Here is a 12,719-nt window from a genome sequence, read left to right on the forward strand (position 1 = left end):
CCATGAACCAACCGCACAAAGGCGCTGCCAGTCAGCGTGCCACGGGCACGATTTCCGAGGAACACCTGAACCTGTGGCGCATCATCCTGCTGCTGGATCGCTTGCAAAAGGATATGGATCAGCAGGGCTCCGAGCCGGACGAGGTGCTGATCAATGCCATCCTGGACTATTTCGAGCATTACTCCGAGCGGGTGCAGAGTCGCCCCAACGAGATTCTGCTGTTTGAGCGTCTGCGGGCCCGCGCGGGAGGTACCTTCGAGGAACTGGACGAACTGGAAGCCGACTATCTGACGGCCCATGATGCCCTGCAGCACCTGCGCGTGCTGCTGCACCGCTGCGTGGAGCACTGGCCCGAGGGGGGGGAGGAACTATGCACGGCCCTGGATCGCTTCAATCAGACCCTGCGCCGGCACATCCTCCTGGAAGAGCAGATCCTCATTCCACAGGCCCTCAAGGTGCTGACCGAGGCGGACTGGACGGCCATCGCCGAGGCCCGGGACCAGTACAATGATCCCCTGTTCGGCGAGCGGGTGCGGGAGGAGTTCCGTGACCTGCGCCATCGCATCATCAACCTGGCGCCGGAGCACGTGGGCGGGCTGGGGATCAGTCACCCCACGCGCATGGAGGTGCCGCCGGATCGTCACGAGATGCTGACCATCCAGGGGCTGGTGTCATCCTATGGGCGCATCCAGGTACTGCATGAGGTGGATCTGACCATCCGGCGCGGCGAGATCGTCTCTCTGGTGGGTGCCAACGGCGCTGGCAAGAGCACGTTATTGATGGCCCTCTCCGGGCTGCAGCCGGTGGATGCCGGACGTGTGACCTATGAGGGAGAGGATCTGCGCCGCTGGCCGTCCCACCGTCGTGTGGCGCAGGGGATTATCCAGGTGCCGGAGGGGCGGCAGGTCTTTCGTGACATGACGGTGCACGACAACCTGCTCATGGGGGCCTACACGCGCGGGCGGGGTCAGGAGGTGGAGCAGGATCTGGAACGGGTGTATGGGCGTTTTCCCATCCTGCGGCAGAAGCAGCGCCAACTGGCCGGCATGCTCTCCGGCGGTCAGCAGCAGATGCTGGTGATGGGGCGCGCGCTCATGGCCCGGCCCCGGTTGCTGCTCCTGGACGAGCCCAGCATGGGGTTGGCGCCGTTGGTGGTGGAGGAGATCTTCGACATCATTCGCGAGCTCAACCAGGAGGGCATTACCATCTTTCTGGTTGAGCAGAACGCCTCCCAGGCCCTGGCTGCCTCTCATCGCGGTTATGTGCTGGAGGCGGGTAGGGTGGTGCTGGAAGGGCGTGGTGAGGACCTGCTCGAGAACGAGCAGGTGAGGGCGGCCTACCTGGGCATCTGAAGACCTCCGGGCCGCCGGGGGGGCGCCCGAAGGTGGTGGCGTTCAGGGAATCGCCGAGGGCTTACGCGGCCTGCATCCGCTCCTTCAGGAATGTGACCAGCCCTTCCAGGGGCACCAGGGTCGCCTCCGCGTCCCGTCGACCCTTGTACTCTGCCTCACCCGCATCCAGGCCCTTTTCCCCAAGTACCACCCGATGGGGAATGCCGATCAGTTCCATGTCGGCGAACATGACCCCGGGGCGGGCGCCTCGATCGTCGAACAGCACCTCCATGCCCGCTTCGGTCAGTTCCCGGTACAGCCCTTCCACCGCGTCCCGAAGCCGCTGGGACTTGTGGGCGTTGATGGGGCACAGGGCGACCTGGAAGGGGGCCAGGGCCTGGGGCCAGAGGATGCCGCGGGCATCGTGGTTCTGTTCGATGGCCGCCGCCACCACCCGGGAGACGCCGATGCCATAGCAGCCCATGGAAATCATCTGGTTATGGCCCTGCTCGTCGAGCACGGTGGCATCCAGAGCGCGGCTGTATTTGTCTCCCAGCTGGAAGATGTGACCCACTTCGATGCCACGACGGATGACCAGTGTGCCCTGGCCGTCGGGGCTGGCGTCCCCCTCCAGTACATTGCGCAGATCAGCCACCTGGGGCAGCGGGGTGTCCCGGTCCCAGTTGATGCCGAACAGGTGTTTACCGTCCTGATTCGCGCCGGCGGCGAAATCGCTCATTGTGGCCACGGAACGGTCAACGATGCAGGGAATGGGCAGGTTGACCGGCCCCAGTGAGCCGGGCCCCGCGCTGATGGCAGCGCGGATCTCCACCTCGCTGGCCATGCGCAGGGGGCTGGCCACCTGGGGCAGTTTTTCTGCTTTCAGGGTATTGAGTTCGTGGTCGCCGCGTACCAGCAGGGCCACCAGTTGGGTGGCGTTTTCCTCGGAGGCTGCCACCACCAGGGTCTTGATGGTCTTCTCCACCGGCACATCGAAGCCCTCCACCAGGTCCTGGATGGTGCGGACGTTGGGGGTGTCCGCGATGCGCATGCCTTCGGTGGGGGCCGGGCGCTCGCTGTTCAGGGCCGGTGCCTCGGCCAGTTCCACATTGGCGGCATAGTCGCTGGCATCCGAGAAGGCGATGGCATCTTCGCCGGAATCGGCCAGCACGTGAAATTCGTGGGAGTGGTGGCCGCCAATGGAACCGGTATCCGCCTGCACGGCCCGAAAATCCAGGCCGCACCGCTGAAAGATGCGGGTGTAGGCCGCGTACATGGCCTGGTAGGTTTCGTGCAGGCTCTGCGGGCTGGCGTGGAAGGAGTAGGCGTCCTTCATGAGGAATTCCCGGGCGCGCATGATCCCGAAGCGGGGGCGGATTTCATCCCGGAACTTGGTCTGGATCTGGTAGAAGTTGACGGGCAATTGGCGGTAGCTGTTGATCTCGCGGCGCACCAGGTCGGTGATCACTTCTTCATGGGTGGGGCCGAAGCAGAACTCGCGGTCGTGGCGGTCTTTCAGACGCAGCAGTTCGGGTCCGTACTGGTCCCAGCGGCCGGATTCCTGCCACAGTTCCGCCGGTTGCACGGCCGGCATCAGGACTTCCAGGGCGCCTGCGCGATCCATTTCCTCGCGGACGATGGCTTCCACCCGTCGTAATACCCTCAGTCCCAGGGGCATCCAGGTGTACAGCCCCGATGCCAGGCGGCGGATGTAGCCGGCCCGCAGCATCAACTGGTGGCTGATCACCTCGGCGTCGGCCGGGGTTTCCTTGAGGGTTGCCAGGGGGAATTGGGATACACGCATGTAGGGGTTCCGGATGATCGTGTTTGTTGGGGGCTTGGGTGGGGATTTTACATCAATCGGGGGTGGGTAGACCCTCCGGGTCAGGGGGATATGGTTCGGGTAGACCCCTTCGGGCCAGGGGGGGGGATCACCCATGAATTTTGGGGGCCATTCGTGTGCACCTGTAGGGGCCCGTTCGCGAACGGCCCGCGCGGAGCGTCCCGGGTCGCTGGCCTGTCGGAGGGTTGCGGAGGCATCGGACACCCCGGCCGGGCGCTTCCCGAAGCGCCCCTACGAGCGGATTGCGGGGTTGTGCGGGGCTTGGGTGCGGGCGCTTCCCGAAGCGCCCCTACGCGATGGTTCCGGTAGTCCCCTCGGGCCAGGGGGGGATCACCCATGAATTTTGGGGGCCATTCGCGTGCACCTGTAGGGGCCGTTCGCGAACGGCCCGCGCGGAGCGTCCCGGGTCGCTGGCCTGTCGGAGGGGTGCGGAGGCATCGGACACCCCGGCCGGGCGCTTCCCGAAGCGCCCCTACGAGCGGATTGCGGGGTTGGGGTGAGGGTGGGGGGGGGGATTTGAAATTGATCAATCTGTGATAAATTAGCGACATCTAATATTAAAGCGGCGCCCTCGGGTGTCCAAGCAGGGAGTTTTGCCCATGATCAACCCAGGACTTCGCTGGCTGCTGGCCGCCACCGCCCTCTGCCTGGCTGCGCCCCTGGCAGCTCAGGATCTGGAGACCACCCAGGTTCGCATGCACACCCTGCCCATGGAACAGGTGCTCGATGGTCGCATCGAGGCGGTGCAGCAGGCCACCGTGTCGGCCCAGACCAGCGGGCGGGTGGTTGAGGTCTTCTTCGACGTGGACGACTTCGTGGAGGAGGGGGATCTGATCCTGCGGTTGAGGGACACTGAGCAACGCTCCCGGCTGGAGCAGGCGGAGGCCGGTCTACGGGAGGCCCGGGCACGTTATAACGAGGCCCGCAGTGACTATGAACGCATCGAGGACATCTTTGAGCGGCAATTGGTCTCCCGCTCCGAGATGGACCGGGCCACGGCGGCGTTGCGGTCGGCGCGGGCTCGTCTGGAATCCGCCCAGGCCGCGGTAGAAGGGGCTCGCGAGGAACTGGATCATACCCGGGTGGTGGCACCCTACGCAGGCATCCTGACTGAACGCCATGTGGAGACGGGAGAGAGCGTCAGTCCCGGTCAGCCACTGGTCTCGGGAATCTCCCTGGAGCATCTGCGGGTGGTTACCCAGGTACCTCAGCGTCATATCCAGGCGGTGCGCGAGCATCAGCAGGCGCGCGTCATGCTCAATGGCGCCATGCCAGTGAGTGCGGAGGGCCTGACGCTGTTCCCCTACGCCGATCCGGTCAGCGCCAGCTTCCGCGTGCGGGTTCAGTTGCCCGATGGCACGCCGGGTCTGTTCCCTGGAATGTTCGTCAAGGTGGCGTTTGCGGTGGGCGAACAGAAGCGTCTGCTGGTGCCGACGGAGGCCGTGATGCAGCGGGGAGAGGTCTCTGCCGTGTATGTGGTGGACGAGGATGGCCGGATCCGCTTGCGCCAGGTGCGCACCGGTCGCGCCGCCAATCAGGATCATGTGCAGGTGCTGGCGGGTCTCGAGGCCGGTGAACGGGTGGCCGTGGATCCGGTACGTGCCGGCATCACCCTCAAGGCACAGCGGGAGGCGGCCCGATGAGTGACGCGGACAAGGATGGCGCCATGGGCATCTCCGGACGCATCGCCAGGACCTTTCTCACCTCTCAGATCACGCCGCTGCTGGCCATTGTGGGTCTGTTGCTGGGGCTGTTTGCCGTTCTGGTCACGCCACGGGAGGAAGAGCCGCAGATCGATGTGACCTTTGCCAATGTCTTCATCCCCTTCCCCGGGGCCTCGGTGGAGGAGGTGGAGCAATTGGTCAGCATCCCGGCGCAACAGGTGCTCTCCGAGATTGAAGGCCTGGAGCATGTGTATTCCACCTCGCGGCCTGGCATGTCGGTACTGACCGTGCAGTACGAGGTGGGTGAAGGGCGGACCGATGCCATTGTGCGCTTGTACAACCAGATCTTTTCCAATCAGGACTGGTTGCCTCAGAGGCTCGGGGTCGGGCAGCCCATCATCAAGCCCAAGGGGATCGATGATGTGCCCATCGTCGCCTTCACCCTGTGGACCGAGGATCGTCAGCGCAGCGCCCATGACCTGCAACGGGTGGCTCACACAGTGGAAACGGAGCTCAAGCGGGTGGCGGGCACTCGGGATATCTACACCATCGGTGGCCCGGATCATGTGGTCCAGGTCACGCTCGATCCGCAGCGGGTGGCCGGTTTCGGCCTCAGTCTGGACGATCTGCGTCAGGCCCTTCAGGCGGGCAATGTCTCTCGGGACGCTGGTGCCCTGGTGCGGGACAACCAGGAAATCCCGGTCCAGGCCGGTACTTTCCTGTCTTCCGAGGCACAGGTGGCGTCCCTGGTGGTGGGCGTGCATGAAGGCGCCCCGGTATATCTCTCCGATGTGGCACAGGTGCGCCAGGGCCCGGCATCTCCGCATCAATACGTGAGCTTTGGCTGGGGTGCGGGTTCAGAGGCGGGGGCCCTGCCGGGGCATAGCGAGCCGGCGGTGACCATTGCCGTTGCCAAGCAGCCGGGCACCAATGCGGTGGACATCGCCGATCAACTCATGACGCGCATGGATCAGTTGCGGGGCACCCATATTCCCGATGATGTGCAGGTGACCGTGACCCGCAATTACGGCAAGACGGCCGACGACAAGGCCCGCACACTGATCAAGAAGCTGATCCTGGCCACCGCTTCGGTGGTGCTGCTGGTGTGGCTGGCCCTGGGCTGGCGCGAAGCCATCATCGTGGGGACCGCCGTGGTGATCACCCTGGCGGTGACCTTGTTCGCCTCCTGGGCCTATGGCTTCACGCTGAATCGTGTCTCTCTGTTTGCCCTGATCTTTTCCATCGGCATCCTGGTGGACGATGCCATCGTGGTGGTGGAGAACATCCACCGACACATGCAGATGGGCAGGAAGAAGCTGCTGGAGGCCATTCCCCTGGCGGTGGACGAGGTGGGTGCCCCCACCATCCTGGCCACCTTTGCGGTGATTGCCGCATTGCTGCCCATGGCCTTTGTGACGGGCCTGATGGGGCCCTATATGAGCCCCATCCCCATCAACGCCAGCATGGGGATGCTCATCTCTCTGGCGGTGGCCTATGTCGTGACACCCTGGATGACCTACAAGCTGCTTCGTCGCCATGCCGAGTCCCGGCCGCCGGCTGAAGGCGGGCATGGGCAGGGCGGTAGTGAAGAGGCAAGTGCCGGGCTGATGCGTGTGTCGGAGACGCTCTTGGGGTCCTTCCTGCGGGGGGGCGGCGCCCGCTACCGGCGCTGGGGACTTTATGGGGGCATGGTGCTGCTGATCCTGGCCTCGGTGTCACTGGTGTATGTGCAGGCCGTGGTCCTCAAGATGCTGCCCTTTGATGACAAGTCCGAGTTCCAGGTGGTGCTGGAAATGCCGGAGGGGACCAGCCTGGAACGCACCTCCCGGGTGCTTCACGAGATGGGGGATTACCTGTCCACCGTCCCTGAGGTGCACGACTATCAGGTGTATGCCGGCACCGCTTCCCCCATCAATTTCAATGGCCTGGTTCGCCAGTATTACCTGCGTGAGGGGGCTCACCTGGGGGATCTGCAGGTGAACCTGGCACAGCAGAAGGAGCGCAGCCGCAAGAGCCATGAGATCGCCCGGGATGTGCGCGAACCGCTGCGGGAGATTGCCGATCGTTACGGGGCCAGGGTTCAGGTGGTGGAGGTGCCTCCCGGCCCCCCCGTGCGGGCGCCTATCGTGGCGGAGATCTATGGGCCGGACTACGCGGGACAGATGGCCCTGGCCGGCGAGCTCAGACAGATGTTTGAAGACACGCCGGGCGTGGTGGACGTGGATGACTCGGTTGAGTATCCCGGCCCGCGTCTGATCCTGGAGGTGGATCGCGAGAAGGCCGCCCTGATGGGGGTCTCGCAAACGGCCATCGCCCAGGCGGTGGACACGGTGCTGGCCGGCGAGGATGTCAGCTTCCTCTTCGGAGCCAACGTGAAATATGCCGTACCCATCCGTCTGGAATTCGATACGGCCGACAAGGCCGGTCTGGAGACGGTCCTGGGCCTGCGGGTACGCTCCATGGACGGTGGGCTGGTGCCCCTGTCGGAACTGGTGAACGTGGTGGAGACCACGCGCGAGCGCTCCATTCACCACAAGGATTTGTTACCGGTGGTGTTTGTCACCGCCGATATGGCGGGGCGCCTGGACAGCCCGCTGTACGGCATGTTCGATCTGGTGTTCCAGTTGGGCGACAAGCCCCTGGCCCATGATGAGCCGCTGGAGCAGTTCTTCATCCAGCAACCGGACGATCCATACCAGTACAGCATCAAGTGGGACGGAGAGTGGCAGGTCACCTATGAGACCTTCCGTGACATGGGGCTGGCCTATTCCGTGGGCCTGGTGCTGATCTATCTGCTGGTGGTGGCGCAGTTCCGCTCCTACGTGGTGCCCCTGATCATCATGGCCCCCATCCCGATGACGGTGATCGGCGTCATGCCTGGCCATGCCTTGCTGGATGGCCTGGTGATGGATGCCAAGTTCACGGCCACCTCCATGATCGGCATGATCGCCCTGGCAGGGATCATCGTGCGCAACTCCATCCTGCTGGTGGATTTCATCAACCATCAGGTGGAGCGTGGCATGGCCCTGGAGGATGCGGTGATCCGGGCTGGTGCCGTGCGCGCCAAACCCATTGTACTGACGGGGCTGGCCGCCATGATCGGGGCCGGTTTCATCCTGGATGATCCGATCTTCAATGGCCTGGCCATCTCCCTGATCTTCGGCATCCTGGTGTCCACCGTGCTCACCCTGCTGGTGATCCCGGTGCTGTATTACAGCTACCTGAACGGGAGAGTGGCACGCACCTGATCCCTTGAACCCCCTCTCCCCGCTGGGGAGAGGGGGTCGTCCTACCGGTTCTCCCCTCGCGACACCCCCCTCAACACCCAATCCAGCCCCCGCGTGGGCAACACCCGCCGAAGCGTGCCGAACAAATAGGTGGGCACCGTCACGTAATACCGCGCCCGCGGCCTGGGGCTCTCCAAGGCATGGATCAGCTTCCTCACCACCGCTTCCGACGGCAAGGTGAAGGGTGCCGCCGGTCCCGCCTTGGTCAGGCGCTGCTCCGCAGCCGCATATTGCTCCCGAAACACACTGTTCTCCCGATCGATGTGGGCCGCCAGGGCCGCATGGGCATTGGCCCGAAAACGGCTGCTGATGGGCCCCGGCTCGATCAGGCTCACCTGCACGCCGCTGCCGTGCAGTTCCAGGCGCAGGGTATCGGTGAGGCCCTCCAGGGCAAACTTGGAGCAGTTATAGGCGCCGCGAAAGGGCAGAGCCACCAGGCCCAGGACCGAGCTGTTCTGTACAATGCGACCTGCCCCCTGTTCACGCATCACAGGGATCACGAGATTGGTCAGTTCCAGCCACCCCAGCAGATTGGTCTCCAGTTGTTGGCGCAGCACGTCCCGGGTGAGATCCTCCACCGCCCCGGGCTGCCCGTAGGCCCCGTTATTGAACAGGGCATCCAGCCGCCCACCGGTGGCTTCCAGCACCGTGTCCACTGCCATCTGGATGGAAGTGGAATCGGCCAGATCAAGGGGTAGCGCCTCCAGCCCTTCCTCGCGCAGCCGCGCCACATCTTCCTCACGTCGCGCCGTGGCAAACACCCGGTAACCCCGGTGCGCCAGCGCATGAGCAGCGCAGTGGCCAATCCCTGAGGAGCAGCCAGTGATGAGGATGGTGCGTTCGTTGGGTGATGGGGCAGGGGAGGGGCTCGTCATGATGCGGGGGACTCGCGATACGTTGGCCATGTTGATGGCTTGGCGCTGGAAGTGTTTCGACCGGAGTAGGATTCAGTACGTCAGCGTCACCACCCCATCCTCCGCCACCTCGCCGATGAAGGCCCCGCCGCCGCGCTTGCCGTCCAGTTCCGGGATGGCGTTGGTATCATCCAGACCGTGTTCCCCCATGGCGCCGGCGCAGGCATAGAACTTCACGCCCGCCTCATGGGCATCCTTCATGAAGTCGTACACGGACTTTTCCCGGGCCTCTCCGGGGAAGAGGGTTTCCGCCACGCCCCGCTTGAGCAGTTGCGTGGTTTCGGCGGCGAAGTAGATCTCCACTTCCAGGTCCATGGCTGCGGCCACGGTGGCCTGGAAGAAGGGTGCGCCCAGGGTGCCCGGTGCATCCAGGCGGGTGTTGAGCAGCATGATCAGGATCTTCTCGGTCATTTCCGTCTCCTCTTGGGGCTTGCAAAATTCCTCATTGCCCCCATAACCCAAAAGACGCGCCATTGCGCCCCCCAAGGCAGTATAATTCGCGCACGATCAGACCGCCCCATACGGAGACCCGACCATGCCCATCTACGAATACGAATGCAATGCCTGTGGCCACCGCATGGAGGCCATGCAGAAGATTGCCGATGCCCCGCTGGTGGACTGCCCCGCCTGCAACACCCCCCAGTTGCGCAAGCTGGTGTCTGCCAGCGCCTTTCGTCTGGGGGGTAGCGGCTGGTATGAAACCGACTTCAAAAAGGACAACAAACGCAATCTCAAGGAGGGCGACAAGGCCGCGCCATGTGCCGCAGACAGCGGCTCCAAATCCGAAGCATGCAGCGCCTGCCCCGCTGCCGCCAGCTCCGGGGGGTAACCTTGTCGGATAAACACAGCGGACCCGTGCAAAGCCTGCGACGCTATCTGATCGCGGGCCTGCTGGTCTGGGTACCCCTGGTGGCCACCGCGGCCATCATCAAGTTCATCCTCGACATGATGGACCGCACCCTGCTGCTGCTGCCGCCGGGGTGGCGGCCGGAGACGCTGCTTGGCTTTACCATCCCGGGTTTCGGGGTGGTCATGGCCCTGGTGATCGTGTTCGCCACCGGCTTGGTGGTCGCCAACCTGCTGGGTCGCAAGCTGGTGGAGTTATGGGAGGCCATCCTGGCCCGTATTCCCCTGGTGAACACCATCTATTCGGCCATCAAGCAGGTGATGGAAACCCTGTTGGGGGCGGGGGGCGAATCCTTCCGCAAGGTCCTGCTGGTGGAGTACCCCCGCAAGGGCATCTGGACCCTGGGGTTTCAAACGGGCGCGGGCGTGGGCGAGGTACAGGCACGCACCGACAAGGATGTGGTCAGCGTGTTCGTCCCCACCACCCCGAACCCCACCTCGGGTTTCATCATTCTGGTGCCCCGTGATGAGGTGGTTGTGCTCGACATGACGGTGGAAGATGGCCTCAAGTTCGTCATGTCCCTGGGGGTGGTGGTGCCCCGGCATCCACCGCTCAACAAGGGTGACCCGGGCGCGAAATAAAGCCGCGAACCTCCCCCGTACGGGCTGTTCGCGAACGGCCCTGGTGGATTCTCCGCGATCCCGGGCATTCGGCCTGGCGCGGAGGTATCCACAGCCTCGGCAGAGGCCTTTCCTGCGCGCCCTTCCGACCAACCACCCCTCCAGACTTGCCACTCCAATTGGCAAGACCGTACCATTATCGGTTTTCCACAGCCTCAATCATTCAGGACACTTCAGGAATCCCCCATGCGCTCCCATTACTGCGGTATCGTCGATGAGTCCCTGCTCGACCAGGAAGTGACACTGTGCGGCTGGGTCAATCGCCGTCGTGACCATGGGGGCGTGATCTTCGTGGATCTGCGTGACCGGGAAGGATTGGTGCAGGTGGTGTTCGATCCGGACCGCGCCGATGTCTTCGCCACCGCCGAGCGCATCCGCAGCGAATATGTGCTGAAGGTGACGGGCCGGGTGCGTCGGCGCCCCGAGGGCACGGTGAACACCGATCTGCGCACTGGTGCGATCGAGGTGCTGGGCACCGGGCTGACCGTGCTCAACACCTCCGAGACCCCGCCCTTCCAGTTGGACGAGGACGATGTGGGCGAGGAAACCCGTCTGCGTTATCGCTACGTGGATCTGCGCCGCCCCACCATGCAGATGCGTTTGCAGATGCGTGCCCGCATCACCGGCGTGCTGCGCCGTTTCCTGGAAGAGCATGATTTCCTCGACATCGAGACCCCCATGCTCACCAAGGCCACGCCCGAAGGAGCGCGAGACTACCTGGTGCCCAGCCGCACCCATCCTGGCAGCTTCTTTGCGCTGCCCCAGTCGCCGCAGCTGTTCAAGCAGCTGCTGATGATGTCCGGGCTGGATCGCTACTATCAGATCGTGCGCTGCTTCCGGGACGAGGACCTGCGGGCCGATCGTCAACCGGAATTCACCCAGCTGGATATCGAGACCTCCTTCATGGACGAGGAGGGCATCATGACCCTCATGGAAGAGATGGTGCGTGAGCTCTTCGCCCAGGTACTGGAAGTCCCCCTGCACACCCCCTTCCAGCGCATGACCTATGCCGAGGCCATGCACCGCTTCGGCTCCGACAAGCCGGACCTGCGCATTCCTCTGGAGCTGACCGAGCTCACTGACGTGATGGCGCCGGTGGAGTTCAAGGTCTTTTCCGGCCCGGCCAAGGACCCCCATGGTCGGGTGGCGGCCCTGCGTCTGCCCAAGGGCAGCGATCTCACCCGTAAGGAGATCGATGATTACACCCAGTTTGTGGGCCGTTACGGAGCCAAGGGGCTGGCCTATATCAAGGTTAACGACGTCAATGCGGGCCGCGAGGGCCTGCAGTCGCCCATCCTCAAGTTCCTGCCGGACGAAGTGGTGGTGGAGATCCTCAACCGGACCGAGGCTGAAGACGGTGATCTGGTCTTCTTCGGTGCCGACAAGGCTCGGGTGGTGAATGAGGCCCTGGGTGCCCTGCGGGTGAAGCTGGGTCACGATCGCCACCTGGTGGAACGCGGCTGGCGACCCCTGTGGGTGGTGGACTTCCCCATGTTCGAGATGGACGACAAGGACAATCGCTGGGTGGCGCTGCACCATCCTTTCACCGCGCCTCGGGTGGACAGCCCTGATGATCTTTCCGGCGATCCCGGCCACCTGATCTCCCGGGCCTACGATCTGGTGCTCAACGGCACGGAAGTGGGTGGCGGTTCGGTGCGTATTCACAACATGGCCATGCAGCAGAAGGTGTTCGAACTGCTGGGGATCGGCGAGACCGAGGCCCGGGAGAAGTTCGGCTTCCTGCTGGATGCCCTCAAATATGGCTGCCCGCCCCACGGCGGCATCGCCTTTGGTCTGGACCGCCTGGTCATGCTCATGACCGGCGCCCAGTCCATCCGCGACGTCATGGCCTTCCCCAAGACCCAGACCGCCGCCTGCCCCCTCACTCAGGCCCCCGCCGAAGTCAGCGAGGCCCAACTGCGGGAACTGAACATCCGCCTGCGCCAGACGGGTGGAGAAAAGAAAGAGGGCTGACCCTCTTTCCACCCCCGCCACCCAATAGTTCGAGCCCCTCTCCCGCTGGCCGGGGAAGGAAGATTGAGCCCCTCTCCCGCTGGCGGGAGAGGGGTTGGGGTGAGGGTGGAATACGGGCACGGTGCCCGCCGCCTACCCCTCATCCCCGGCCCTTCTCCCCACGGGGGAGAAGGGAGATT

At 64.2% G+C, this 12,719-nt stretch carries 9 protein-coding genes; 6 read left to right on the forward strand and 3 right to left on the reverse strand.

The window, feature by feature from the left end; translation table 11 throughout:
* The first annotated feature begins 2 nt into the window (after positions 1-2).
* Positions 3-1,352 (forward strand): ATP-binding cassette domain-containing protein, encoded by a 1,350-nt coding sequence (locus BMY52_RS16015; protein WP_090252985.1) that lies wholly within the window; start codon positions 3-5, stop codon positions 1,350-1,352.
* 61 nt (positions 1,353-1,413) lie between these two features.
* On the opposite strand, the gene BMY52_RS07660 is transcribed toward BMY52_RS16015, so the two are convergent.
* Positions 1,414-3,135 (reverse strand): proline--tRNA ligase, encoded by a 1,722-nt coding sequence (locus BMY52_RS07660; protein WP_090252988.1) that lies wholly within the window; start codon positions 3,133-3,135, stop codon positions 1,414-1,416.
* 638 nt (positions 3,136-3,773) lie between these two features.
* Between BMY52_RS07660 and BMY52_RS07665 the strand changes: the two genes are divergently transcribed.
* Both BMY52_RS07665 and BMY52_RS07670 read left to right on the forward strand, forming a co-directional pair.
* On the forward strand, positions 3,774-4,817 hold the full coding sequence (locus BMY52_RS07665; RefSeq protein WP_090252990.1) for an efflux RND transporter periplasmic adaptor subunit: 1,044 nt from the start codon (positions 3,774-3,776) through the stop codon (positions 4,815-4,817).
* The gene (locus BMY52_RS07670; RefSeq protein WP_090252993.1) at positions 4,814-8,086 is read left to right on the forward strand and encodes an efflux RND transporter permease subunit; all 3,273 of its coding nucleotides are present in this window, start codon (positions 4,814-4,816) and stop codon (positions 8,084-8,086) included. Before BMY52_RS07665 ends, BMY52_RS07670 begins: the two co-directional genes overlap by 4 nt.
* 41 nt (positions 8,087-8,127) lie before the next feature.
* Here BMY52_RS07670 and BMY52_RS07675 read toward each other — a convergent pair whose 3' ends face one another.
* Positions 8,128-9,000: an SDR family oxidoreductase gene (locus BMY52_RS07675; protein ID WP_090252996.1), complete on the reverse strand. Its 873-nt coding sequence runs from the start codon at positions 8,998-9,000 to the stop codon at positions 8,128-8,130.
* Between the two features lie 72 nt (positions 9,001-9,072).
* A complete protein-coding gene (locus BMY52_RS07680) occupies positions 9,073-9,450 on the reverse strand; it encodes a DsrE family protein (RefSeq protein WP_090253213.1) in 378 nt (125 codons plus the stop codon).
* Between the two features lie 124 nt (positions 9,451-9,574).
* Here BMY52_RS07680 and BMY52_RS07685 point away from each other — a divergent pair, with 124 nt between their 5' ends.
* The 3 genes from BMY52_RS07685 (at position 9,575) to aspS (ending at position 12,540) form a co-directional block, all read left to right on the forward strand.
* Positions 9,575-9,868: an FmdB family zinc ribbon protein gene (locus tag BMY52_RS07685; protein WP_090252998.1), complete on the forward strand. Its 294-nt coding sequence runs from the start codon at positions 9,575-9,577 to the stop codon at positions 9,866-9,868.
* Between the two features lie 2 nt (positions 9,869-9,870).
* On the forward strand, positions 9,871-10,527 hold the full coding sequence (locus BMY52_RS07690; RefSeq protein ID WP_245740691.1) for a DUF502 domain-containing protein: 657 nt from the start codon (positions 9,871-9,873) through the stop codon (positions 10,525-10,527).
* A gap of 225 nt (positions 10,528-10,752) precedes the next feature.
* The gene (gene aspS, locus BMY52_RS07695; RefSeq protein WP_090253003.1) at positions 10,753-12,540 is read left to right on the forward strand and encodes an aspartate--tRNA ligase; all 1,788 of its coding nucleotides are present in this window, start codon (positions 10,753-10,755) and stop codon (positions 12,538-12,540) included.
* Positions 12,541-12,719: the final 179 nt, after the last annotated feature.

It is taken from the genome of Ectothiorhodospira marina, assembly GCF_900109495.1.
GTDB lineage: Bacteria > Pseudomonadota > Gammaproteobacteria > Ectothiorhodospirales > Ectothiorhodospiraceae > Ectothiorhodospira > Ectothiorhodospira marina.

What these genes read in the sequence shown, in the direction of transcription:
- BMY52_RS16015 (WP_090252985.1), top strand. Translation starts at nt 3, where the DNA reads ATGAACCAACCGCACAAAGGCGCTGCCAGTCAGCGTGCCACGGGCACG.
- BMY52_RS07660 (WP_090252988.1), bottom strand. Translation starts at nt 3,135, where the DNA reads ATGCGTGTATCCCAATTCCCCCTGGCAACCCTCAAGGAAACCCCGGCC.
- BMY52_RS07665 (WP_090252990.1), top strand. Translation starts at nt 3,774, where the DNA reads ATGATCAACCCAGGACTTCGCTGGCTGCTGGCCGCCACCGCCCTCTGC.
- BMY52_RS07670 (WP_090252993.1), top strand. Translation starts at nt 4,814, where the DNA reads ATGAGTGACGCGGACAAGGATGGCGCCATGGGCATCTCCGGACGCATC.
- BMY52_RS07675 (WP_090252996.1), bottom strand. Translation starts at nt 9,000, where the DNA reads ATGACGAGCCCCTCCCCTGCCCCATCACCCAACGAACGCACCATCCTC.
- BMY52_RS07680 (WP_090253213.1), bottom strand. Translation starts at nt 9,450, where the DNA reads ATGACCGAGAAGATCCTGATCATGCTGCTCAACACCCGCCTGGATGCA.
- BMY52_RS07685 (WP_090252998.1), top strand. Translation starts at nt 9,575, where the DNA reads ATGCCCATCTACGAATACGAATGCAATGCCTGTGGCCACCGCATGGAG.
- aspS (WP_090253003.1), top strand. Translation starts at nt 10,753, where the DNA reads ATGCGCTCCCATTACTGCGGTATCGTCGATGAGTCCCTGCTCGACCAG.